Genomic DNA, 24,067 nt, shown 5'->3' on the forward strand with positions numbered 1-24,067 from the left:
GCCTGTCGGTACCACTCTTAGTTGCGGCTTTTGCCCAGGGCCTTCAGGCCGTGGTGGGCGCCAACCAGGAGGGATCCTAGGATTGCGCCCACCAGCAAAGAGGCAAGCGTTTCGATAGTCCAACTCAAAAAGCCAGCTCCGGCGCCGAAGCTCGCGCCCAGGTGGGCGAGGTTCTCAATGATTTGATGCGGCGCAGTCCACCCCAAATCCGCGGCGGAAACGACCACGATGTGCCCACCAACCCAAAGCATCGCGAGCGTGCCAATCACCCCAATAGTGGCCAATACGCGCGGCATTGCGTTAAAAAGCAGTTTGCCAATTCGTTGCGAGGACGCCTTCTCTCGCTTCATCAAGGCAACGCCAACGTCGTCGATTTTCACCAAAACGGCAACCATTCCATAGACCACAAAGGTGATAAGAAAGCCGACAGCTATCAAGATTATGGAGCGTGCAACGAATCCCTCGGACGCCACTTCGTTGAGCGCGATGATCATAATCTCTGCCGACAAGATCAGGTCCGTTCTAACCGCGCTTTTCACAATCTGTTCTTCACCGGATGGTCCTGCAACGATGAGAGGATCGTCATGCCCGCCCCCGCGCAACTTCTCCCAAACTTTTTCCATTCCCTCAAAGGCTAAGAAAGAGCCTCCCGCAATCAGAAGAATGGGTAGTACCCACGGCGCAAACTGACTGAGCACTAACGCGGCAGGCAAGATAATTAGTAGCTTGTTCGTCAAAGATCCACGAGCAATCCGCTTGATAATGGGAAGCTCGCGTTCAGGTTTAAGGCCTTGTAGATACTGAGGCGTTACCGCAGTGTCGTCCACAATAACCCCAACAGTTTTGGCGCTAGCCCTGCCGGTGGCAGCAGCCACGTCATCGACGCTTGCCGCAGCCATCTTCGCTAGAGTAGCGATGTCGTCAAGTAAAGCAACGATGCCGCCAGACATAAATCCTCCATACGCTTACGAGTGAGCATCGACAAGCAACTCATGTAAATAATGACAGAATCTGATACAGATAGCGCTGTTACTAGATAATCGCGTGTTAACTTCTACGAGGGGTGATTATGGCTTCAACGGGTAAGCATGCGCTGTGGCTAGGATGTGCGGCCTTGGTGGCAGTGGCGCTCGCTGGCTGTGGCGGACAAAACGCATCCCCAGAAAGTTCAACTCCACAAACGCGCGCTTCGGCGCAAGCCCTCTCACAGTTACAACCTGGTGGAGCGGTTTCAAAAACAGGTAAATTTGGTGAGTTCGTAGAAGCAGGGAGCGGGGTGAGGGTAGCTGTTGGCAAGCCGCAACCGCTTGGAACCTACACGGGGGATCATGGCCAGCCAGTAACGCTTCCGATAACCATAGAGAATGTGGGAGAGGAAGAGTTTTGGACGGATCAAGTCATAGTTTCTGTAGTCTCTGACGCAATTAGCGCGCCAATTGTGGGATCGCAAGATTCTGGAGCCGTACCGCTTCCACCCACGCCTGTACTCCCCGGCCAGCAGGTCACGTTAGATCTCGGCTTTGAGGTTGCTGATCTAGCCGACGTAATAGTCAGTCTGGATTTCATGGGACAAAGCTCGATAACCTTCCACTGATCGTTGCAGTTCGCAAAATTGGTTTCGGGGGAAGCGCGAATGCGCTTCCCCCGAAAATTTCTACAGCTTAGTTTTGTTCGATGTAGATCTTCGAGAAGAACTCGCCGATTTCTTCGGGCTTGTCTAGCGGGAGAACGTGTGCGACATACATGTCTGGGCGAACAACTACCACAACGCCGTCTTCGGAAAGCTCGCGCTCTTCCCAAATATCAGTGTCTGGCATATCGAAGCCGTGCCATAGTCCCTTCGGAAGCTTGCCGAAAATCTTCTCCAGGTTTTGTAGTCCAAACGGACCATTTTCGGGCTTGAAGATTGCGGGAACATCGCCCGGACAAATGTCGCGGTGATCCTGCTGGTAGATCACCTTCACATCAAAGAGGGCATCGCGATCGCTACCCTTCGGAGTGAACCTATTAATGGGGGAGTCAACTGACTCGTCCATCCACTTAGCCCAGTCGGCAACCTTAGTACCCGAAAGCGCGGCGCGTTCCTTGTCAGCGAATACGTATATGCGCCAGCGACCATCAGCCTCGTGCGTATGGCCAAGGTGGATCGGATTTGAATCCGACCGGCGTACTACCTTCGCGGACTTAAACCGCTTGCCCAGCGTGTAGCCCTTTGCCAAATCCTGATATGCATTCGAACCAACAAGTAACCCTTCGGGGTATTCCGTGCGGAAGCCGTTAGAGAACTCACCGGTTTCCAAGTAGAAGTCCTCAATCGGAATGTCGGCGCCCGGACCCTTGTATGTACCCGCTACACGTGCGGACCATTCGGAATCAAAATCGATCAGGTTTTGTGCAATGACCTGGCGTTCCTGGGTGTAGGACTGCAGTAGGGAAGCGGGAGCCAGCCCCTTCAAAACGTGTGCAACCTTCCAACCGAGGTTGAATGCATCCTGCATAGATACGTTCATTCCCTGGCCAGCCTTAGCCGAATGCGTATGGCAGGCATCGCCGGAAATGAACACGTGCGGGTCGCGTGTTCCTACCTCTTCGGTGGGAATCTCATCGAATCGATCCGTTACGCGGTGGCCAACTTCGTAGACGGACCACCAAGCAACGTCCTTCACGTCAATCGAGTAGGGGGCAACGATCTCATTCATCCGCCGGATGATTTCTTCGAGCGGTGTCTTACGTACCGCGTGGTTGTCGTTCTCGTCAACGATGCCAAGATCCACGTACGTGCGGAACAGGTATCCGCCTTCACGTGGAATGTGCAGGATTGATCCGTGCTTGGATTGGATGATGGACTTAAGACGAATGTCGGGGAAGTCCGAGTTTGCGAGGACGTCCATGACACCCCACGCCTGGTATTGAACATCACCGAGGTGGCGGGCGCCGATTGCCTTGCGAACCGCAGAGTGCGCGCCGTCAGCGCCGTGCACATACTTTGCTGCGACAGTGCGAGTTACCCCTTCGTTGTCTGGGCCAGTACCAACCAGACTAACCTTAACCGGGTACTCGTCTTCGTACTTGAACTCAAGGCTAGTGAAGGCCCAACCCCAGTTTGGAACTAGACGCGACGGCGAGTTGTATGCAAACTCGCGGAAGTAGTCGAGTACGCGCGCTTGGTTCACGATCAGGTGGGGGAACTCAGAGATTCGATGCGGATCGTCTTCAGTGCGGTGCATGCGCTTAATGTGATCCGGATTCTCCGGATCCGGCTGCCAAAATGCAGTCTCAACAATCTTGTAGGCTTCCGCGGTAATTTCCGGTGCAAAACCGAAAGCCTGAAATGTTTCAACTGAACGCGCCTGAATGCCATCAGCATGGCCAAGCGGAAGTCTACCCGCGCGCTTGTCAATGATCGCAGTAGAGATGTCTGGGAAAACGGACATCTGGGCCGCCATCAGCATGCCTGCAGGACCAGCGCCAACAATCAGAACATCAACTTCATCGGGGAGTTCTGCTCGGCGATCGATTCCCAGGCCCTGAGCAACTTTGACTCGGGGATTTTCAGAGACGTAACCATGGTGGTGAAATTGCACGATTATTCCTCACTACTTTGTGGGCGGCGGACCATCCCGCCGAACCGGTCGTACACATATTCGTATACGATTATGGCAACAGTGGCCGACTAACGGGCATGACTGTGGCTCAACTCACAGTGTAGCGAGGGGTTGTGTGCTGCGCGGGATCATTGGGGGCTCACGTATTGGTTTCATGGGAAACTGTACGGACGTAAATGACTGAGAAAGTTTCGCTGTGGATGCAGGAGTTATTGCTCAAATCCACTAGACTTAGAAAAAATCTCGAAGATCGGGGTAGTAACGTGCGTGCGCTCGTCATCGGTATTGCTGGTGGAACTGCAAGCGGTAAGACGTCTTTAACTAAGGCGCTTGTGAAGGAATTTCAAGGGAAAACAGCTGTTGTATACCTCGATAATTATTACAAGTCGCACACCGGTCTTACTTATGAACAGCGCGCATCCCTCAATTACGATGCGCCCACCGCATTTGATATCGACTTAATGATCGAGCAGCTTCGCGAGCTCATTGATGGAAAGCCTATCGAATGCCCGGTGTATGACTACACCGTCCATAACCGCAGTGAAGAGGTTGTAGAAATCACGCCTCAACCCGTTGTGATTGTGGAAGGAATTTTGTTGTTCGTGTTCCCCGAGCTTTGCGAGCTGTTTGATATCAAGTTGTTTGTGGACACGGATGCGGATGAGCGCATCCTGCGGCGTGTACGCCGCGACATGCTTGAGCGCGGGCGCACCATTGATTCAATCGAAAAGCAGTATCTAGAAACTGTGAAGCCTATGCATGACCTCTACGTTGAGCCATCTAAGCGTAAGGCCGACATCATTATTCCTGATGGAGTGCAGAATTTGGTTGCACTAGACATGATTATTAACAGGATCAACAACTATCTGCATAGTGTTTAAACGCTCTCGATTGTCGGCTCTTCCTGTAGCCAGGGAAGGGCGAGGTCGAATGATTCCAATAGAGCTCGAATCAGTTTTGGGCCGGTAAAAGTAAATCCCCAGTCGTTAAAAAAGTGGCGAAGCAGTGTCATTTGCTCCTCGCCGTAGACCGGCCAAACTCCGGGTTTGCCAGCGGAGTTTTCAAGCACGGCTAGAAATGCGTTCTTTCGCTTTTCGTGTTGTACGGTGCTGCGATACTCCTGGATGGCTTTAGCATTTTGGATAACCGCCCGGATTTTGCGCTCGTTCTTAATTGGGCTATCGCCTTTTAATAGTCTGGCGACATCCTCATCCTTCATCTTCGCAACCGTTTCGACCTTGAAGTCGCTAAACGCTGCGCGAAGTGCTTCTCGTTTGGAAAGCACGGTAGCCCAAGTTAATCCGGCTTGGAAAGTTAACAGGCTTAACATTTCAAATGCGGCGTCGTCGTTTTCTGGAAGGCGTCCCCACTCGTTGTTGTAGTGCCTTCTGGTCTCTTCGTTAGCGTCTGCCCATTTTGGAATAGTCATTATTTCTCCTCTCAAGCAAAAAGTAAGCCTGCGAGGAAGTCAGGCGAAGGCGTGGGGAGCGATGGTGTGGACGGGGATGGGTTTGAGCCTTTTGGGGACAAAAAAGGGGAGCGCCGGCTGGCGCCCCCTATGGTTAAGGTTTAAGCAAATGCCGCGGCTACCGCGAGCTTTAGCGCGCCCTGGAACTTAGTCTCACGCTCTTCGGCGCTCATATCGCCAGAGTGATCGAGTAGGTGGTCGGAAACCGTTAGGACCGTAAGGGCCTGTTTGCCGAACTCGGCGGCCACTCCATAGAGTGCGGCAGCTTCCATGTCTACGCCCAAAACTCCATAGTTAGCCAGGCGCTCAACCTGACCTTCGGGCGTTAGGTAAAAGTGGTCGCGAGAAATAATGGTGCCAACGTGAACGTTCTCGGTTTCGCTGGCCGCGTCAACAGCTGCGCGAATCAGATCGTAAGAGGCCACCGGGCAGAAGTGAAGACCAGGCAGGCGGTAAGTGTTCATTGCAGAGTCAGTGTGCGCGCCTAGAGCAACCACAACGTCGCCAACTGCAACGTTGTGAGCGATGCCGCCGCAGGTTCCAACGCGGATGATTCTCTCAACACCATATTCGCGAAAGAGCTCCGTTGCGTAGATGGTTGCCGAAGGTTGTCCCATTCCTGAGCCCATAACCGAAAGAGGCTTGCCGTCAACTGTGCCGGTAAATCCAAGCATCCCGCGCACGTCCGTAACCAGGCGGGCGTCGTCCATAAGCATGTGGGCGATGCGCTCGGCGCGCTTCGGGTCGCCGGGGAAAAGGACTGCTGGCGCGAAATCTCCCTTTTCTGCTGCGATGTGAGGTGTTGCCATTAGTTTTGCCTTTCTTTAACAACTGAACGGAAAAGTGTCTTCATATAGTGTTGCTCATTACAGTTTCGATCGCCAGTGTTCACACTTAGAGACAGAGTGTTGCAAATTGCGAGTAGGGCGCTATGTTTTGCTTATCTCATTAAGTGCAAGGAGATAAAATGTCTAAAAATGCTGGACCTGTCGAGACAAATAGCGCTTCACGCGATCACTGGACTGGTCAATATGGTTTCTTGATGGCCGCAATTGGTTCTGCAATCGGCCTGGGTAATATTTGGCGCTTTCCAGGAGTTGCCTATTCGAATGGCGGAGGGGCGTTCATCCTCCCGTATCTAATCGCACTACTATTCGTTGGCATTCCCGTACTGTTTCTCGATTACAGCCTGGGGCACAAATACCGCGGCTCCGCACCGCTTACGTTTAAACGTCTGAACTCCAAGGCGGAAAGCCTCGGCTGGTTCCAGGTAATGGTTTCGTTCATTATTACCGTCTACTACGCAGTGATCGTGGCGTGGGCGATGATGTACGCCATCTATTCGGTTCGCCTCGCGTGGGGTGAAGACACCACCAGCTTTTTCGTTTCAGACTTTTTGCAGGCAAGTGGTGACCTCATCAGCTTTAGGCCGGTTCTGAGCATACTTATCCCACTGGTTGTTCTTTGGCTCTTCGTACTCTTTATTCTCGGACGAGGTGTCTCCAAGGGTGTTGAGCGTTTGAATAGGGTTTTCCTCCCACTATTGGTGGTCCTGTTCCTCATTATGGTGGTGCGTGCTCTGTTCTTGCCGGGCGCTCTGGAGGGCTTGAACGCGTTCTTCACTCCGGACTGGTCCGCACTCTTTGATGCCAACGTTTGGCTTGCGGCAGTAAGTCAGATCTTCTTCTCATTGTCCATCGCTTTTGGCATCATGCTTACCTACGCCTCTTACCTACCGCGTAAGGCAAACCTGGCTGGTACGGGCCTTGTTGCTGGATTTGCTAACTCCTCGTTTGAGATCCTTGCGGGTATCGGCGTGTTTGCAACCCTCGGTTTCATGGCGAATCAGCAGGGCGTTGGACTAAACGAGCTTGAAGGTATTACGGGCGTTGGTCTTTCCTTCATGACCTTCCCCGCAATCATTAACCAGATGCCTGGTGGTCCACTGTTTGGCGTCTTGTTCTTCATCTCGCTCGTCCTAGCTGGTATCACTTCACTTTTGTCGCTACTCCAAGTGGTATCGGGTGCATTCCAGGACAAGTTCGGATACTCGGCCCGAAAAGCTGCAGTTACTGTGGGCGCGGTCGCGGGGGTAGTTTCAGTGGTCCTATTCTCTACTACCACCGGCCTGAACACGCTTGACGTGGTGGACGCATTCATCAATAACGTGGGTGTCGTGTTCTCCGCGATCGTGATGACACTACTTGCCTACTTCGCAGTTCCGAAGGTTCGGGCGCTGCGTAAGCACCTGAACCTCGCCTCCGCTGTTCCTGTTCCCGCGGCGTGGGACTGGATAGTTGGCCTGGTTACGCCCGCACTTCTCGCAGTGATGCTATTCCAAGCTCTAATCGGATATGTCACCGAAGGATATGGAGATTGGAGCGCAGGAAGTCTCAACGTCCTAATATTCGGCTGGGGAACCATCGCTGTGGCCGTGATCGGCGCGTTCATTTTGACGAAATTACCTTGGCGTGAAGCCAAGCACGAAGACGTTATCAAGTTCAAGGGAGAGGAAGACTAAACATGGAACCAGCATCGATTATCCTCATGGTTCTAACCATCCTCGTAGTGTGGGGAGGCCTCGTTGCCTCCGTAGTGGCACTACAAAAATCTGACATTCCAGAGCCGGAGATCGAAGGTGAGCCTACAGGTGCGCTAACCGACTAGTTTCCCGCTTAGCGAAGAGTTGCTTAAGATGGTGGCAGTTTTGCCACCATCTTTTGCATTTTGGGAGAGTTATGCAGCTAAAGCTCGTAGCGTTTGACCTGGACGACACGCTCGCGCCCTCGAAATCGAGTTTGCCGGGCGAGGTTGGGAAGTGCTTGCGCCGCCTCCTGGATAGGGCGCAAGTGTTAGTAATCTCCGGAGGCAACCTGGAGCAGTTCCAAACTCAGTTGCTTTCGAACCTGTTTGCGAGTGAGGAACAGATGAGCCGCCTGCACCTGATGCCAACGTGTGGAACGCGCTACTACCGGCGCGAAAATGGCATCTGGCAGGCGCAATACGCGCATGACCTGGACGAAACGACCAAGCGCGATGCCATAACCACCTTGGAAAAATGCGCTAAAGAACTTGGCTTGTGGGAAGATAATCCCGCCGGTGACATTATCGAAGACCGTGGTAGTCAGATCACGTATTCAGCTCTTGGCCAGCAGGCACCATTGGAAGCAAAGAGGGCTTGGGACCCCACTGGAGAGAAGAAGGCGCGGTTGCGCGATGCGGTTGCCGTGCAACTGCCTGATCTTGAGGTTCGCTCGGGTGGATCAACCTCGGTGGATGTCACCATGAAAGGCGTGGATAAAGCCTACGGGATGGCCAAAATCATGGAGCAAACAGGACTGGCGATAGATCAGATAGTGTTTGTTGGGGATCGTCTTGACCCGCAGGGCAACGACTACCCCGTAAAGAAAGCAGGTTTCGAAACCATTTCTGTGAGTGGGTGGCAGGACACGGTGGGTGTTATTGAGCGCCTGATTGAAACCCGGTTAAATTAAGCGGCGCGTTGCCCAAAACGCAACCGCACTGGCCGCCGCTACATTGAGTGAATCCACGCCGTGACTCATCGGGATCATAACGGAGCTGTCAGCTGCGCGGATAGTGCGATCCTTCAAGCCGTACCCCTCTGAACCAAGAATCCAAGCAACCTTCATTTCGGGATTGAGCTTTACGCGTTGCTCAAAGTCGTCGAGACGAACCGTGTTTTCCCCCAATGTGAGAGCAGCAACGTGGAATCCGAGGTCATGGAGCGGTCTCATGTCGGGCCATGTTTCAAGCCGAGTCCACGGCACTTGAAAAACCGACCCCATAGATACTCTCACAGAGCGGCGATACAAAGGATCCGCGCAGCTTGGCGTTACGAGCACTGCATCCACATCGAGAGCCGCTGCTGAGCGGAAAATAGCCCCTACATTCTTGTGGTCCACGATGTCTTCGATGATTGCAATGCGATGTGCACCTGCGATTATCTCTTGGACGGGCGCCAACTGGCGCCTGTGCATGGCCGCCATTGCACTGCGATGTAGGTGGAACCCAGTGATCTGCTCCAGTACGTCCTCACTCGCTACAAAAACGGGAACATCTTTGCCTTCGGGTCCCAATCTCGTCAGGGTTTCCTGCATTGAGTCCAGCCATTTTTCTGGAATTAGGAAAGATCGAGGTTTGTAGCCGGCCTCTAGAGCGCGTTCGATTACGTTCTTAGATTCGGCCATAAAAAGCCCGAGTTCTGGTTCCAAACGGGACCGCAATTTAACGTCCGTAAGTGACGTGTAATCCAAAAGCCGCTGGTCGCTAAGGTCGTCTACTGCAATGATCACCATGCCATTATCGCATCTTCCGCTTATCCCCAAGACTCTCAGTGTCCGCGCATCCACACCTGCCATTTGATTGAACTGTTAGGTAAGTAGGTTGCGGTCAGCATTAAGGCGTCCATACGAAAGGAGCAACAAATGCTGGTTGAAGAACAATCGGGCTGGACAACCAAAATTGGGATAAAGCGGATCTTGGAGCCGTACATGGTTTGTATAGAAAGCGACCGAACCGGGGAGGAGCTAGAAAGCTTTGTTCCGTTTCACGGTCTGGGTGCGAGCGCGGCAGAAAGACTCTTAAAACTGTTACCGAGTCAGCAGTTGGACGGACGGCAAAACTATGGGCCAACTACGCTACAACTGCTGCAGGCAGCAGCTGCCCACCCGGACCAGGTAGAACTGGTGGGTTACGCGATCGGCCCCACGCGCCCCGATGAGCGCGTCAGTATCGAGGGGTTTGTCTACTACGGTACGCCAGATTTCCACGTTGAGGCGTTCCACGAAACCTCTTGTGAATGTGACGTCTTGTGGGAGTACTTAGAGCGCGAACTTGGTTTAGATTCGGCCCTTGATCGCCCCGATGAAATAACGAAGATAAGGCCATCTTGGAACCCGGGCCGAGAAGGCTGGTGGGTCTGGTGGGATTAATCGCCACCTATACCGCGTCTGCCAGGCACATGTTGAGTGGTTCCCACCTTGGTCTATGCCGAGCCTTGCCAATGTAAGCTAGGGGCGTGTACAGGTGGATTTTTGATTACGGTCTGGTTCATACCGACCCGGAGATAGCGCACGAAGTAGCAATCAAAGCGATCGAACTGGCTGGCTCGAACCCGGTTACAAGAGCTGGCATGGGAATGGTGTTTGACTACGCTGACACCTCCGTGCCCGCGGGCGCTACATTCTTGCCACGCAGGCTAAAGGGCAGGCTCGGACTTGCCGCTGGAATGGACAAAAACGCGCTCGCGGTCGAGGGCATGGCGGCAATGGGATTCGGTTTCTTAGAAATCGGAACGGTAACCCCCCGTCCGCAACCAGGCAACGATAAGCCCAGACTATGGCGACTGCCCGCGTCTCGCGAAATCCGCAACCGGATGGGTTTTAACAACGATGGCGTGGAAGTTGTTAAGCAACGCCTAAAGAAACTGCGTTCAACCCCTTCTGGCAGACAGATTGTTGTGGGCGCAAATATTGGCAAGAACAAGGTGACAGCTAACGAGGACGCGGCAAGTGATTACGAGATCTGCGCTCGTGAGCTAGCACGTTTTGTTGATTTTTTAGTGATCAATGTGTCCTCACCCAACACTCCGGGACTTCGTAGCTTGCAATCTGCCAAGACGCTTCGGCCGATCATCGAGACCACCCTGCGGGCCGCCCGCGAAGCTGCTCGTAGAGATGTGCCCGTGTTTGTGAAGATTGCACCTGATCTTGTAAATGAGGACATCCTCGAAGTTGCCGATCTTGCTAAAGAACTTGGTCTTGCAGGCGTAGTGGCTGCTAATACGACGATTAATCACACGTTGGGAGAAGGCGGCGTTTCTGGCCCAAGGTTATTGCAGCGCGGCCTCGAGGTCGTAAAAATGCTACGTGAACACTTGAATCCGGAGCAAACAATCATTGCAGTAGGCGGAATCTCGACACCAGAGGACGCTCTGGCATACCTTGACGCAGGAGCGGATCTATTAGAAGCATTCACCGCGTATATCTACGAGGGGCCCGCTTGGCCCGGCAAAATGAACCGCGCGATAGCAAGATCTCTAAGGGAAGGTGCCTACGCCAAATAAAGAATGCGCGGGGCAGGACGCCCGCTCCATAGCTGGGTTAGGGTCGTGTTCAAAAGGTGCGTAGCCGCAAAACAACACGAGAAACCCTAATAAAATGTTGAGGTTCCCAATCGGGTGGGAACCTCAACATTGCATTTATGCACTTACTTTTCCGGATGCTCGCCGCGCTTGACCTGGGGCTTAGGCTGGCGCCACCGGCGAAGCATGATCATACGGGAGAAGGTGTAGAACCAGTTACGAATCCACGGTTCGTTCGGCCACTTTTTTGCCGCGATCTTCTTGATCTGCATGTTGATGAGGATCGACTCGAACACCGAGAAAATCAACATGCCGTACGTTAGGTAAGTGACTACCTGGACAACCAACGCGGCTGTTTCAGGTGTGGTTAGCCTTGCTAGGAAAATCATCGAGAACATCGCAATGATCAAAACCAGCATCATTGGAAGTACAAACTCAGCCAGGGTCCAACGCGCATCCACGTAGTCGCGTGTGAACCGGCGTATCCGCCCCTTGTCCCGGGCCGGCATGTAGCGTTCGTCGCCGGTTTCCATTGCGCGCTGCTGGCGCTCCCACAGAGCGTTTTCGCGTTCGCGACGCCGGCGCTTAGCTTCGCGACGATCCTTCGGGATCATGGGGCGACGGTTCGCGGCCTCAGCCTCTTTGCGAGTTCTAGTAGGACGACCCTTGCCAACTACCTCGTGAGCCTGATCGCCAGAGTTATCCTTAGGCTTTTCTTTTCCAAACACGGTTCCAACTTTACCGCAGGGCGTCTGAAGGCCTAAATAACAGGCCGACAATAGCAATATTGCCGAATAGTTCCAAGGTGTTTAACGTAAGGAGGGTGAACATTAAACAGCGACTTGAAGATCAGTTCGACCAGTTTGTGCGCGAACTCGAAGACATCATCCGTATCCCCTCCGTTTCCTCGGCTTCCTTTGATCAATCAGAAGTTGAGCGCTGCGCAAAACACGTGGCGTCGAGGTTCGAAAGCCTTGGCTTAGAGGCGCAAATCCTGCGCGCCCCACGGCCCGATGGGACGGATGGAGCCCCCGCCGTGGTTGCGAAAACGCCAAGAATCGAGGGAGCGCCAACAGTTTTGCTGTACGCCCATCACGACGTTCAGCCAGGCGGAGATCCCGACAAATGGACCGGTAGCCCGTTTGAGCCGCAAATTCGGGATGGTCGTCTCTATGGTCGCGGCTCTTCTGATGATGGAGCAGGCATCGTTGTTCACCTCGGCTCACTGAGCTTGCTCAGTGATCAACTCCCCGTAAACGTAACCGTTTACATCGAGGGCGAGGAAGAGGTTGGTTCTCCCTCGTTTGAAAACTTCCTCACTAAGTACCACAAGCAGCTCGAAGCTGACTACATCATCGTTACCGATTCCGATAACTGGAAGCCAGGCAAGCCCGCATTGACTTCTTCGCTGCGCGGTGTAATCGATGCAACCGTAACGGTTCGTATGACCGATCACGCGATGCATTCGGGCATGTGGGGAGGTCCCGTCCTCGATTCCATTACCGCGGCATCGCACCTAATTTCCACATTCCATAATGACGCTGGCGAGGTTGCTATTGCCGGCCTTGGCGGTAGTAAGAGCGCGGATGTGGTGTACGACGAGGCGGAGTTTAGGGCTGAGGCCGGCCTGCTAGAGGGAGTTCGCATCGCCGGGTCTGGAGATCTTGCGTCGCGTATGTGGACACAGCCCGCCGTGTCGATCATTGGTCTCGATGCGACCTCGGTTGCACACTCGTCAAACACCATTTGGCCCGAGACTAAGTTCAAGGTTTCGGTACGCACTGTGCCAGGCACAGACGGTAGGGAAGCCATGGCGGCACTTGAGCGCCACATCATGGAAAACCGTCCGTTTGGGGCCGTTGTTGAGTTTGAGGCCGGTGAGATCGGCCCGGGCTACCAGGCAGACCTCGAGTCGGGTGCGGCGAAAATCGCGCATGAGGCTTTGTCGCAGGCGTGGGGAGTGCCATCGGTAAACATTGGCGTGGGTGGTTCAATCCCGTTCATCTCTACGTTCCAAGAACAGTTTCCGGGCGCGCAAGTGATAGTCACTGGCGTTGAAGATCCTCTTACCAACGCGCACTCTGAAAACGAATCACAGGATTTGAACGATCTGAAGAACGCTATCTTGGCCGAAGCACTAATGCTGCAAAAGTTTGCGGAGAAGGCGTGACATACACGTTCAACCACGTCGTGGTTGCCGGTGAACAGGCCGCCCTCGAAAGTAAGGATATAGCGAACATAATCGCCACCATTTTCGAGGGCGGCGTGTTCGCTACCGCGATTGACCTCGACACGGCTCACGCGGCTACCAATCTGGCCGCGATGGGGATGCACGTCTGTGCTAGGGAGCAGTTGGGTAACGTGCAGGCTTGGGCGGCCGAAGGCAAAACCACCTGGGTGGTGACGGGTCATGAGGAACCATCCGCGAATCCGGTTACCTCGTTGCCACAAAGCTCGACGAAGAATGCCGAGATCGGTGCAATCGGAACCCTGATGGAGCTGGCCGGCGTTCCTGCCAAGAGAGCATTTGCATCTGTGGCAGAGGTCAGCGCAGCCATCGGGACGGAAATTGAAGGCGAGGCGGACGCCGTCTGGTTCGAAAACCACGACCTCATGGCTCAGGTGCGCTTTCGCGCGCTAAATAGTATTGGTAATCGTAACCTCACGGTTGCAAGTGCTACCGAGCGCCCATTACTGGGGTTGGACTCAACATTGGCGCAGGGGCCTACCGGCAGTGCATTGGACACGGTCGGGCAACAGGCCGTGCGTGGATTGACGTCGTTCTACCAGAAGCTGAGTGATATTGGTCAAGCTGAACAGCTAGCGCCTAGCTCAATCTCGTTCGCGCGCGCGGTTGGTTCAGGAGCGGGACTTGGTATTGGTGCTCTTGCGCTAGGGCTACGCGGACAGCTAACCAGTCTGGCGGAAGTCTTGGCAGAAGCGTTTGATTTACGTAAACAAATCGCCCAGGCCGACCTGGTGGTCGGAGTAATCGACACTCTCCACCCGCAAACCATCGCGGACTCGCCAATCCGGATGCTGGGTTCTCTAGCCGCTGAATACGCCCTACCTTGCATTGTTTTCACACATGAAAGCTCCCTGTCTAATCACGAGTTATCCGAGTGGGGGATCCATCAGGCGTACGTGATCGATAGGGGCCGCGCGGACAGTGATGTTAGCCGCATATTGGCCGGAACGTGGATCAGAAAGAGGTAACCCGAGCGGTGCGAGATGCCAGTCCCACCCGGTTCGGATTAGAGTAAGCACTGTTACGCACAAGCGATAGGAAGAATATGTCTGACGAATTTCCAACTCATGAGATTGAGCTGACCGAGAACGCGGCCGCAAAGGTAAAGAGCCTGCTTGAACAGGAAGGTCGAGATGACCTTCGTCTGCGCGTGTCGGTTTCGCCGGGTGGTTGCTCCGGCCTCATCTACTCGCTGTACTTTGACGAGCGAATCCTAGATGGGGATCACATTCGCGACTTTGATGGTGTTGAAGTGATTGTGGACCGCATGTCCGTGCCCTACCTCAACGGTTCAACCATTGACTTTTTTGACACGATTGAGCGCCAGGGCTTCACTATCGAGAACCCGAATGCAACCGGCACTTGCGCGTGCGGTGAGTCTTTCCACTAAATCGCCATTTAGGAACCAACTGTGAAACGTAAACTCTTATCTTTAGCTTTGGCTACTACTCTTACCGCGGGTATGCTCACGGCTTGCTCAGATGATGCGGGCAAAACGCAACCTAGTGAAACTGGTGAAACCACTGCATCCACCACGGCCCCAGACGAAGTGCCGGTTGATCGCAATTACGATGGAGAAATTCCTGAAATCGGTGGTGAGTGGGGTAAGAGCGTTACTTTCACTGCTGCTAATGGGCCAGAACCTGACGTAGTTGTCGCAAAAACTCTCATTGAGGGCTCTGGTGATGAGGTTGGAGCCGATGACATAGTGGCTGCGCACTACCATGGCATGCTCTGGGATGGCACGGTGTTTGACTCAACGTTTGACCGCGCCCCCGAGGGGAAGAAGTCTGAACCTCTTGTGTTTAGTCTCAACCAGGTTATTAAGGGATGGAAGCACGGCCTTGCAGGCCAGCGCGTGGGCGATCGTGTTGAGCTCGTCATTCCGGCTGCCTACGGATATGGCGAAGCCGGTGCGGGAGATAAGATTCCGGGAGGCGCCACCCTGGTATTTGTGGTTGATCTGGTAGGAAAGCTTGATCCCACCGACACCTCCGCCCTTGAAAACGCGAAAATGACGGACAATAAGCCGCCTGCTGGACTTTCAATCGAGGGGCCGCTAGGGATGAAGCCAACTATTGCGTTTGACCATGACGCGAAGGCTCCCACTGAGGCTACGGCCATTGAACTGGCAGCGGGTAGTGGGCCGAAGATCGCCGCGAATGACGCGGTTAGCTACCACATCACCGGATCCCAGTGGGGCAAAGGTGATGATGCCGAATCAACTTGGGACATGGGGCTCGCAGAATACTCGCAACAAGCGATTGGGAACACCCTAGGTTTTGCAAATATGAGCGTTGGAAGTCGTGTTCTTGTGATTCATCCAGATACCCAGAATCCCGAAAACGCGATGGTGTTCGTAGTTGAAATTACGGGCGCTATGGACGTTTCGCCCGTTCAATAGCGCCGGTTTGTAACCGTCGCCAAGGCCAATACAATAAAGTATTAGTTAGCTCGCGCAGAGTTTAGTTTCATAGGAGAAAGACATGTCTCAAACGGGTGAGAAGGAAGCGAACAAGATCCTTCTCTACAGCGACAATTCCGAGTTCCGCGCTAACGTAATCGAAGCGGTTGGTGTACGCCCCGGTGCGGGCATGCCAAAGGTGGAGTGGGTTGAGGCTGCCACCGAAGATGGCGCTGTAATGAAGTACAAAGAGGGAGAGTTCGACCTCCTCATCCTCGACGGTGAAACCCAAAAGGTAGGCGCGATGGCCCTGTTGCGCCGTCTGGAGGTTGAGTTCGACAACCTGCCTCCCTCGATTACGATTCTTGCTCGTCAGCAAGATTCTTGGATCGCTAAGTTCTCGGGCACTACGAAGATGTTGTACTACCCGATTGATCCGATCGAATTACAAGAGACGGTAGCGCAGCTACTTTCCTAACGGTTATTACTTGTGGGCGACTGTGAATGAACAGTCGCCCACAAGTAATTTTCGTCCAGATGTTATAGGCGATCGGGACGAGGCCGAGGAATGTTTTCGAAGCGGGGGAACTCCTTCAAGTCTGAGTCGACTGGCCAGGCCCACGGATCGGGTGAATTCCATTCGATTAGCCGCGCACCGGGCTCGAGAAGGCTACGGGTGATCACGCGAACCTCTTCCCAGGAGGAGTAGGCTAAGTGCACGCTGGTTTCAGGTAGCGGCTCAAGCTGCTCGAGCTTGTTAACCCACGGCGCTGGCGACGTGAGCGGGGGAGTTGCTACGGAGGTTAGGAGTCTGCCTCGAGATGCTGCGTGAATCTGCCACCCTCCGCCGGGCAAGTGATGAGCCCAGATAATTTTTGTAGCTCGAGCAATCAGGGCCGTGTCTCGTGCCCGCTCTACACCCTGGATGTAATACGAAAAGTAATCGCGGATGCGGGCTGCAAGTTCAAAGTGGGACTGGTCTGAAAAGTCAGCCATTCGCCCCAGCAGGTTTTGAGAAACAATCTGCCCGCGTCCTTCCAAACACATTCTTGCGAGTTTGACATCTGGGGCAGCCACTTCTCGCAGGGGAATGTCTGAAAATGGCGCGAATTCACCGCCCAACGCCAACAAGATTGCCTCGCGGGCTTTGAGGGTGTGGGTGACTCGTCGATACGGACCAAGAGCCTGCGGGGCTAGATCGGAAGAAATCGTGTGCGCGGTTTTCAGCACCCCGTCTTCCATGATTAGCCACGCTGTTTCGAATTGGTGGCTCGAAGCAGCGTTGAAGGGTGGCTGTTCTTCTGCGATGGCACGCAGTTCGAGAACTCTGGCCTCAAGCTCACTGGCGCAAACTTCGATGCGCACAGATTCTACTCGCTCGAGCATAGAGTGGATTCGACGCCGCTTTTCTGAAGCGGAGAAATACGAGCGAACGCGCGAGCGCAGGTTGGTTGCCGAACCGATGTAGAGCACCAGGCCATCGGCAGACACGAATCGATATAGTCCAGGTTTTGCAGGCAGATCTTTCGCGATCGAAACTTTTTGTCGGTGACGGTACGGCACACTTTGTGCGGCGACCATGAGGTCTTCAAAGTCGGTGGCCCCCAGTTTTCCAAGCTCGTTCACCAGGCCGGAAAACACGTATGCAGTAGCAGTTGCGTCCGAAAGGGCGCGGTGAGCGCCGTCGTTCGAAATCTTGAAATGACGTACCAGCGTACCCAGTCGATGATTCGAAATAAGAGGGCGAGGGAGTACTGTACGGGCAAGCGCGAGCGTATCTACTACTTTCGGGCGCGGCCACTCGATGCCTGCGCCGGCCGCTGCTCGCGTTAAGAAACCGCAGTCAAATGAGGCATTGTGAGCAATCAAAATGCTGCTTTCAAGTTGCGCAAAGGCCAGAAATTGGCGAATAGCCTCATCTGGATGTGGGGCATCAGTCACCATCAGATTGGTGATTCCAGTCAGTGCGGTGATTTTAGGAGGAATCTCCATCTGCGGATTTACGAGGGTATTAAAAGTATCTACGACCTCACCATTTTTTACACGGACCGCACCGATCTCGGTGATCTGCGAGTCGGTTCCAAGCCCGGTGGTTTCAAGGTCAACCACCACGTAATCGCGACGCCAAACGGAGCCTACGAAGTCGTTTGTGTCGCTTCCACTATTGGGGAATGAGGTTGGACCGCAGGTATGCGATAGGCTGCGGCTAATATTGCTCTCGCCGACGCGCCTGACCATCACGAACCCCTTTTTGAAATCTAACCTCCTAAGCGTATCGGATGGTGGGAGCAAGATGACACTATGGGGCGGAAGATGCCAACGCGTCATAAACTGTGAGGATGGGTACTAGACTGAATATTTAGTGTTGCATTTGAATCCAACCGGGAGGAAAGCGTGCTTTACCAGGTACTCAAAACAGGATTTGGACCTTTACTGAAGGCTTTCTATCGTCCTTGGATTCGCGGAAAAGAGAATATTCCCGCCACTGGCCCAGCTATCCTGGCCTCGAATCACCTAGCTGTGTTTGACTCGGTATTCTTGCCCCTTATGATCGATCGCGAGGTCGTGTTTATGGGAAAGTCCGATTACTTTACCGGCACAGGGCTGAAAGGCAGGGCAACTGCGAAGTTTATGAGGGCAGTTGGCACGATTCCGGTTGATCGATCGTCTGGTAAAGCAGCGGAGGCCGCGTTGCATACGGGGCTGGCACGTCTGCAGGAAAATGAGCTGTTTGGTATCTATCCGGAGGGCACGCGTAGTCCGGATGGCAAACTTTACCGCGGCAAGGTGGGGGTTGCTCGCCTCGCTCTTGAATCGGGTGCCCCCGTTATTCCAGTTGCGATGATCGGAACAAACATTGCCCAGCCCATCGGGCAGAAGATCCCTAGTCGCCACCGAGTGGGCATCGTTATTGGTGAACCATTGGATTTCTCCCGCTACCGCGGCCTCGCCAAAGATCGATACACGCTTCGCGCTGTTACCGATGAGATCATGTATAACCTCATGACTCTTTCCGGACAGGAGTACGTAGATCTTTACGCTGCTGATGTGAAGGCTGAGCTGGCCAAGGAAGGAAAATTCGCTGGCCCGGTCCCAGCCGGAGCAAAGGCGCCGGGAGGTCGCGAAGTTCCTGACGTGAACGTTCCGGAACCCACGGAGGATGACGAGGTTGTTGATCTTTCCAAGAAGCTAAAAGAAGACGAGAAAGACTAAGCGATAGGGAAAGCGCCCCTAAAATTCATCCAAAGATTTTCAATGTAGACTTGGTGTGTGCATTGCTACGCAAACCAGTTTTCTAGGTGAAAGGTTCTTAGATGTCAGTCAAGCGAGTTGCTCTGCTAACTGCCGGTGGATTTGCACCGTGCCTGTCCTCTGCAGTTGGAGGACTGATTGAGCGCTACAACGAACTAGACCCAACGATCGAAATCATTGCCTACCAACACGGTTATCACGGTCTTCTGACTGGAACCTACGTGACCGTCACTCCGGAAGCTCGTAAGAAGGCAAGTTTACTCCACGAGTTCGGCGGCTCCCCGATTGGTAACTCCCGTGTAAAGCTGACGAATGCCAAGGACTTGGTGAAGCGGGGCCTCGTTAAGGAAGGCGAAGATCCGCTGAAGGTTGCCGCTGAGCGCCTGCGTGCAGATCACGTGGACGTGCTGCACACGATTGGTGGAGACGACACGAACACCACAGCTGCGGATCTTGCGCACTACCTCCATGACAACGATTACGAACTCACCGTTGTTGGTCTGCCTAAGACTATTGATAATGACGTTATTCCAATCAGGCAGTCGCTGGGAGCCTGGACCGCAGCCGAGCAGGCCTCCATTTTTGCCCGCAACATTATTGGCGAGCACCGCTCGAACCCGCGCATGCTGATTATCCATGAGGTCATGGGTCGTAACTGTGGCTATCTAACGGCCGCTGCTGCATACGATTACCGCAAGTGGTGGAAGCAGCAGGAATGGGCTCCCGAGCTGGGACTCATGAAGGAACGCTGGGACATCCACGCTGTATTTGTTCCGGAAGATCACGTTGAGATCGAGCGCGAGGCTGAGCGTCTGCGCGCCATCATGGACAAGTACGGCAACGTAAACATCTTCCTATCCGAGGGTGCTGGTGTAGCAGAAATCGTTCGCGAGATGGAAGAAAACGGTGAAGAAGTACAGCGCGATCCGTTTGGTCACGTCAAGCTTGACACCATTAACCCGGGCGAGTGGTTTGCTAAGCAGTTCGCTAAGCTGATTGGCGCCGAGAAGGTAATGGTTCAAAAGTCCGGCTACTTCTCGCGTTCGGCGAAGGCCAACCAGGATGATCTGCGCCTTATTAAGTCGATGACCGATTACGCGGTACAGTGCGCGCTTGAGGGCACGTCCGGTGTTATCGGCCACGACGAGGAAGACGGCGATCGCCTAAAGGCTATTGCGTTCAAGCGCATTGCCGGTGGCAAGAAATTCGACATTAACACTCCGTGGTTCCAGGAGATGATGGCTGAGATCGGCGAGCGTGTATCGCCGGCTCCGTCGGTCGACTAACGTTAAGGGTGCTCGGCGCGCATTCCAGCTTGCGGGATGCGCGCCGAACTTTTACCTGAAAGGTTTACCCTAAGGTATATGATTACGGATCAGAGTTTCCCGTGGAATTCATGGCGTAGCTTCCCGGCTGCGCAGCAGCCACAGTATCCCGACCTTGACCATCTGAAGGCGGTTACCGCCAAGCTACGCAAGCGGCCACCTCTGGTGTTTGCCGGCGAGGCCGATTCCTTACGTGAACAAATGGGACGCGCTGCTCGCGGTGAAGCTTTTGTACTGATGGGCGGGGACTGTGCAGAAACGTTTGACGGTTCTACTGCCGATCAGATCCGTTTAAAAATCCAAACTCTGTTGCAAATGTCGGTTGTGCTGACATATGGCGCATCCCTACCAGTTGTTAAGGTGGGGCGAATCGCCGGCCAGTATGCGAAGCCACGGTCTTCTGATACCGAGACGCGCGATGGCAAGGTTTTGCCCTCATACCGGGGCGACGCGGTGAATGATATTGCGTTCACCGAGGAAGCAAGAGTAGCTAATCCGGAGCGTTTGCTGGAAACCTACCAGCAGTCCGCTGCCTCGCTTAATCTAATTCGCGCATTCACCAAGGGTGGTTACGCGGACATGCGTCGCGTCCACACTTGGAACCGCGGTTTCACTAAGAATCCAGCGTACGCGCGCTATGAGGCACTCGCTAGCGAGATTCATCGTGCAATCATGTTCATTGAGGCGGCAGGTGCTGACTTCGATGGTCTAAAGGTTGTGGATCTGTATTCTGCACACGAGGCGCTTTTGCTCGAGTACGAGGCGGCGCTAACCCGTATTGATTCGCGTTCAGGGGAGCTGTACAACACTTCCGGTCACTTCCTGTGGATTGGGGAGCGCACTCGCCAGCTTGACGGTGCTCACATTGAGTTGCTTCGCGAGGTTCGCAACCCGGTTGGTGTAAAGATTGGTCCGACGGTCACACCGGAGGAGGTAATCGGCATTATCGACAAGCTAAATCCTCAAGGGGAAGAAGGCCGTCTTACTTTCATTACCCGTATGGGGGCAGATAAGATCCGCGATGTTCTTCCAAGTATTGCGAGTGCTGTTGCACGCGATGGGCGTCCGGTTGTATGGATTACCGACCCAATGCATGGAAATACCATCGAAACTGCGACGGGCGTGAAGACCCGTGACTTCGACACCATCATGAACGAGGTGGAAGGCTTTTTTGAGGTCTTGTACGAAAATGCTATGGTGCCAGCTGGTCTTCACATTGAGTTAACCGGTGATGATGTGACCGAGGTGCTGGGCGGTTCGGAGAATCTGGACGAGCTGCGTTTGAATGAGCGCTACGAGACGCGAGTGGATCCAAGGCTAAATCACCAGCAATCTCTAGAGATCGCTTTCCGCGTAGCGGAGTTACTGCGTCGAAGCGAAAACCTCGATGAGTAGGTAGAGCCGAGCTTTAAACTTTTGGGGGAGCAATCCAGATTGGATTGCTCCCCCAAAGAGTTAGCGGATTAGACCACGCGGATTGTTACGGTTGAACCGACCTTAACTTCGGTTCCAACACCCGGATTAACGGTTGCCACCATGTCTACGAGCATGAATACGCGGTCTACGTTTACAACTAGCCCGAGCTCTTCTAAAGCCGCCTTAGCCTCGGCCTCCGACATTCGGATCACGTTGGGGATAGTGACGGTTTCCGGGCCTTTAGAGACAACAATTGAAACCGGGTCTGTCCGGTGCAAGATCTCATCAGCAACCGGTGTTTGCGAGATGACAATGCCCTTCTCTACTTCGTTGCTGAACTCTTCGCTGGTATTTACCTGCAGCCCTGCATCAGAGAGTAACTGACTAGCTTCAGCAAGGGTCAGGCCTACAACTTTTGGTACCTTGATTGGCTCGCGCCCCTTCGAGATAACTACGTCTATGGAAGTGTCGTGTTTTACGCTCTCACCGGGGGCAACGGACTGGGAAATGACCCGCCCCTTTTCGACCTCTTCGTCGTAGGCCTCCTTCGTGTCGCCGCGGGTTAGCTTTGCTCCTTTAAGAAGCTCGTCAAGCTCTTCACTTGTGGCGTTGGTAAGGTCTGGAACCTCAACCATCTCAATGCCCTTAGAGAGCAAGATAGTAACAACGCCGGCCTTATGTACGCGCTCGTCGCTGGATGGACGCGTGTCAATAATGATGCCGGCGGGAACAACATCGTCAAACTTTTCTTCAACCACGCTTTGAATACCGAGAGCATCAAGCTTGGCGGTGCCATCCTTTAAATTTGCTCCAGCAATAGCGGGAACATCAATGTAGGAGCCGGGCCCGTACTCGAACCACCACCACGTGAAGCCGCTTCCAGCGGCAACAAGTAGCGTAATGATCGTGGCAATAACGAGTGGGGCCCGCCTGCTCTTTTTTGGCGCGGCGGGGATGGTGCGCACGGATGTGGTTGGTTTTGAGGCAGGCACGGGAAGTGCCACGGTCTCGCCCCGCAATTGGATTTTGTGAGTGGTTTCCGAGGTGACCTTGGGGGCAACATCCGCCTTGCGGCCAAGCAACGATTCGGGGAGTTGCGAACGGATCCGTACCAGGGTTTCTAACGCCTCCGCCGCGCTTTGTGGTCGATCATTGCGATCACGCGCGGTAAGTGAACAAACAAAATCGTCAACCTCGGAAGGGATCCACGATTCGAGCTTGGAAGGGGAAGGAATGTCCTTTTCTGCGTACGAATTCACGATCTGATAGACGGAAAGATCCTCGAAGGGCGTGTGGCCGGTAAGGCTCTCATACAGCATGATGCCTACAGAGAACAGATCGGAACGAGCATCCGCGTGCTCGCCGGCAGCGAGTTCTGGAGCCAGGTACGCTACTGTTCCCATTACGGATCCGGTGGAAGCGGCCGAAACATCCGAGACGGCGCCTGCCAGGCCAAAATCTGCCACCTTCAGGTTTCCGTCGTTTGGTACGAGGACGTTTTCGGGCTTGATATCGCGGTGGATGACGCCGCCTCGGTGTGCGGCTGAGAGGGCCTGGAGAACGGTCTCGGTGACTGCCAGTGCGCGATCAAGGGTGAGCTCGCCCTCCTCGTTCAAAAGGGTACGCAGATTTGATCCGTGCACCAGCTCCATAACCAAATATCCGGACCCCTCAATAATGCCCTGGTCAAAAACTGTTACCACTGCGGGGTGGATGATACGCGCGGCAGAGCGGGCTTCCTTGCGGAATCTATTTACGTAGTCTGCTGACTGCGCGAGGTGGGGATGCATCACCTTAATGGCTACCGGGCGTTCCAGACGCTTGTCATATGCCACGTATACGGTTGCCATGCCGCCGCGAGCCAGAAGGCGCTCAATCTTGTAGCGCTCGTCCAGAACCATGCCAACGAGGGGATCGGTTAATGTAGGAGCCTCGTCTTTAGCTCCCGAGTTGGCGGTTTCATCCGCCTGTTCCTGATCATCGGATTGTTCAGTGCTGGCAGAGTCTTCCGTGCTCGGCGCGTCTTCCGTGGCAGGCAGTTGCATGTCTATGTCAGAGGTAACTTCAACCTCGGATTCTTCGGCATTTTCAGCTATGTCAGTAGGGTGCGCACTCTCCGACGCCGCTTCGTCTTCAGAGCCTGGCGCAGGGGGAGGCACCGTGTTGGGGTTTTCGTCTTGCCCCGCTTGCTCACGCCAATTTTTAAACAATCCCACGCCGCGATTGTACGTGTAAACCTTGCAAAT

At 54.0% G+C, this 24,067-nt stretch carries 23 protein-coding genes; 15 read left to right on the forward strand and 8 right to left on the reverse strand.

Annotated features, from left to right (window positions below; translation table 11 throughout):
* Positions 1 to 17 precede the first annotated feature (17 nt).
* The gene (locus HMPREF2854_RS05130) at positions 18 to 950 is read right to left on the reverse strand and encodes a DUF808 domain-containing protein (protein WP_070619974.1); all 933 of its coding nucleotides are present in this window, start codon (positions 948 to 950) and stop codon (positions 18 to 20) included.
* A gap of 119 nt (positions 951 to 1,069) precedes the next feature.
* Here HMPREF2854_RS05130 and HMPREF2854_RS05135 point away from each other — a divergent pair, with 119 nt between their 5' ends.
* A complete protein-coding gene (locus HMPREF2854_RS05135) occupies positions 1,070 to 1,594 on the forward strand; it encodes a hypothetical protein (RefSeq protein WP_070619977.1) in 525 nt (174 codons plus the stop codon).
* Between the two features lie 67 nt (positions 1,595 to 1,661).
* Here the strand turns inward: HMPREF2854_RS05135 and HMPREF2854_RS05140 are convergent, their stop codons facing one another.
* The gene (locus HMPREF2854_RS05140) at positions 1,662 to 3,584 is read right to left on the reverse strand and encodes an FAD-dependent monooxygenase (RefSeq protein ID WP_070619981.1); all 1,923 of its coding nucleotides are present in this window, start codon (positions 3,582 to 3,584) and stop codon (positions 1,662 to 1,664) included.
* 197 nt (positions 3,585 to 3,781) lie between these two features.
* On the opposite strand from HMPREF2854_RS05140, the gene udk reads away from it, so the two are divergent.
* Positions 3,782 to 4,486 carry a uridine kinase gene (gene udk, locus HMPREF2854_RS05145; RefSeq protein ID WP_261666667.1) on the forward strand — a complete coding sequence of 235 codons (705 nt, stop codon included), beginning with the start codon at positions 3,782 to 3,784 and terminating at the stop codon, positions 4,484 to 4,486.
* Here the strand turns inward: udk and HMPREF2854_RS05150 are convergent.
* A complete protein-coding gene (locus HMPREF2854_RS05150; RefSeq protein ID WP_070619984.1) occupies positions 4,483 to 5,034 on the reverse strand; it encodes a DNA-3-methyladenine glycosylase I in 552 nt (183 codons plus the stop codon). The genes udk and HMPREF2854_RS05150 overlap by 4 nt on opposite strands.
* 140 nt (positions 5,035 to 5,174) lie before the next feature.
* Positions 5,175 to 5,882, reverse strand: coding sequence for a purine-nucleoside phosphorylase (deoD, locus tag HMPREF2854_RS05155; protein ID WP_034507425.1), 708 nt, complete (start codon positions 5,880 to 5,882; stop codon positions 5,175 to 5,177).
* A 158-nt stretch (positions 5,883 to 6,040) separates the two neighbouring features.
* Between deoD and HMPREF2854_RS05160 the strand changes: the two genes are divergently transcribed.
* From HMPREF2854_RS05160 to HMPREF2854_RS05165, 3 genes are all read left to right on the forward strand, one after another.
* Entirely contained in the window at positions 6,041 to 7,594 is a 1,554-nt protein-coding gene (locus tag HMPREF2854_RS05160) for a sodium-dependent transporter (protein WP_070619987.1), read from the forward strand.
* 2 nt (positions 7,595 to 7,596) lie between these two features.
* Entirely contained in the window at positions 7,597 to 7,740 is a 144-nt protein-coding gene (locus HMPREF2854_RS08560) for a methionine/alanine import family NSS transporter small subunit (protein WP_072341199.1), read from the forward strand.
* Between the two features lie 71 nt (positions 7,741 to 7,811).
* Positions 7,812 to 8,567, forward strand: a complete 756-nt coding sequence (locus HMPREF2854_RS05165; RefSeq protein WP_070619991.1) for an HAD-IIB family hydrolase — start codon at positions 7,812 to 7,814, stop codon at positions 8,565 to 8,567.
* On the opposite strand, the gene HMPREF2854_RS05170 is transcribed toward HMPREF2854_RS05165, so the two are convergent.
* Positions 8,559 to 9,389 (reverse strand): TrmH family RNA methyltransferase, encoded by an 831-nt coding sequence (locus HMPREF2854_RS05170; protein WP_070619994.1) that lies wholly within the window; start codon positions 9,387 to 9,389, stop codon positions 8,559 to 8,561. The two genes, HMPREF2854_RS05165 and HMPREF2854_RS05170, sit on opposite strands and share 9 nt — an antisense overlap.
* A gap of 129 nt (positions 9,390 to 9,518) precedes the next feature.
* Between HMPREF2854_RS05170 and HMPREF2854_RS05175 the strand changes: the two genes are divergently transcribed.
* Positions 9,519 to 10,025 carry a hypothetical protein gene (locus HMPREF2854_RS05175; protein WP_070619997.1) on the forward strand — a complete coding sequence of 169 codons (507 nt, stop codon included), beginning with the start codon at positions 9,519 to 9,521 and terminating at the stop codon, positions 10,023 to 10,025.
* Positions 10,026 to 10,111: 86 nt separating this feature from the next.
* Positions 10,112 to 11,158, forward strand: a complete 1,047-nt coding sequence (locus HMPREF2854_RS05180; protein ID WP_070620000.1) for a quinone-dependent dihydroorotate dehydrogenase — start codon at positions 10,112 to 10,114, stop codon at positions 11,156 to 11,158.
* Positions 11,159 to 11,301: 143 nt separating this feature from the next.
* On the opposite strand, the gene HMPREF2854_RS05185 is transcribed toward HMPREF2854_RS05180, so the two are convergent.
* Complete coding sequence (locus tag HMPREF2854_RS05185; RefSeq protein WP_070620003.1) at positions 11,302 to 11,904, reverse strand: DUF3043 domain-containing protein; 603 nt, start codon at positions 11,902 to 11,904, stop codon at positions 11,302 to 11,304.
* Between the two features lie 95 nt (positions 11,905 to 11,999).
* Between HMPREF2854_RS05185 and HMPREF2854_RS05190 the strand changes: the two genes are divergently transcribed.
* From HMPREF2854_RS05190 to HMPREF2854_RS05210, 5 genes are all read left to right on the forward strand, one after another.
* Complete coding sequence (locus HMPREF2854_RS05190; protein WP_083309405.1) at positions 12,000 to 13,346, forward strand: dipeptidase; 1,347 nt, start codon at positions 12,000 to 12,002, stop codon at positions 13,344 to 13,346.
* Positions 13,343 to 14,392 (forward strand): glycerate kinase, encoded by a 1,050-nt coding sequence (locus HMPREF2854_RS05195; protein ID WP_070620006.1) that lies wholly within the window; start codon positions 13,343 to 13,345, stop codon positions 14,390 to 14,392. Before HMPREF2854_RS05190 ends, HMPREF2854_RS05195 begins: the two co-directional genes overlap by 4 nt.
* A 77-nt stretch (positions 14,393 to 14,469) precedes the next feature.
* Positions 14,470 to 14,814 (forward strand): iron-sulfur cluster insertion protein ErpA, encoded by a 345-nt coding sequence (erpA, locus tag HMPREF2854_RS05200; protein WP_034507442.1) that lies wholly within the window; start codon positions 14,470 to 14,472, stop codon positions 14,812 to 14,814.
* A gap of 21 nt (positions 14,815 to 14,835) precedes the next feature.
* Complete coding sequence (locus HMPREF2854_RS05205) at positions 14,836 to 15,828, forward strand: FKBP-type peptidyl-prolyl cis-trans isomerase (RefSeq protein ID WP_070620011.1); 993 nt, start codon at positions 14,836 to 14,838, stop codon at positions 15,826 to 15,828.
* An 82-nt stretch (positions 15,829 to 15,910) separates the two neighbouring features.
* Positions 15,911 to 16,306 carry a two-component system response regulator gene (locus HMPREF2854_RS05210; protein ID WP_070620013.1) on the forward strand — a complete coding sequence of 132 codons (396 nt, stop codon included), beginning with the start codon at positions 15,911 to 15,913 and terminating at the stop codon, positions 16,304 to 16,306.
* A 62-nt stretch (positions 16,307 to 16,368) separates the two neighbouring features.
* Here the strand turns inward: HMPREF2854_RS05210 and HMPREF2854_RS05215 are convergent, their stop codons facing one another.
* Positions 16,369 to 18,066 carry an exonuclease domain-containing protein gene (locus HMPREF2854_RS05215; protein WP_186822490.1) on the reverse strand — a complete coding sequence of 566 codons (1,698 nt, stop codon included), beginning with the start codon at positions 18,064 to 18,066 and terminating at the stop codon, positions 16,369 to 16,371.
* 156 nt (positions 18,067 to 18,222) lie between these two features.
* On the opposite strand from HMPREF2854_RS05215, the gene HMPREF2854_RS05220 reads away from it, so the two are divergent.
* From HMPREF2854_RS05220 to HMPREF2854_RS05230, 3 genes are all read left to right on the forward strand, one after another.
* The gene (locus HMPREF2854_RS05220; protein ID WP_070620018.1) at positions 18,223 to 19,041 is read left to right on the forward strand and encodes a lysophospholipid acyltransferase family protein; all 819 of its coding nucleotides are present in this window, start codon (positions 18,223 to 18,225) and stop codon (positions 19,039 to 19,041) included.
* Positions 19,042 to 19,142: 101 nt separating this feature from the next.
* Positions 19,143 to 20,366, forward strand: coding sequence for a pyrophosphate--fructose-6-phosphate 1-phosphotransferase (locus HMPREF2854_RS05225; RefSeq protein WP_034507448.1), 1,224 nt, complete (start codon positions 19,143 to 19,145; stop codon positions 20,364 to 20,366).
* Positions 20,367 to 20,444: 78 nt separating this feature from the next.
* On the forward strand, positions 20,445 to 21,800 hold the full coding sequence (locus HMPREF2854_RS05230; protein ID WP_148130903.1) for a class II 3-deoxy-7-phosphoheptulonate synthase: 1,356 nt from the start codon (positions 20,445 to 20,447) through the stop codon (positions 21,798 to 21,800).
* A gap of 68 nt (positions 21,801 to 21,868) precedes the next feature.
* On the opposite strand, the gene pknB is transcribed toward HMPREF2854_RS05230, so the two are convergent.
* The gene (gene pknB, locus HMPREF2854_RS05235) at positions 21,869 to 24,037 is read right to left on the reverse strand and encodes a Stk1 family PASTA domain-containing Ser/Thr kinase (RefSeq protein ID WP_261666668.1); all 2,169 of its coding nucleotides are present in this window, start codon (positions 24,035 to 24,037) and stop codon (positions 21,869 to 21,871) included.
* Positions 24,038 to 24,067 lie beyond the last annotated feature (30 nt).

Origin of the sequence: Actinomyces sp. HMSC075B09, from assembly GCF_001812395.1 — a bacterium.
GTDB lineage: Bacteria > Actinomycetota > Actinomycetes > Actinomycetales > Actinomycetaceae > Gleimia > Gleimia europaea.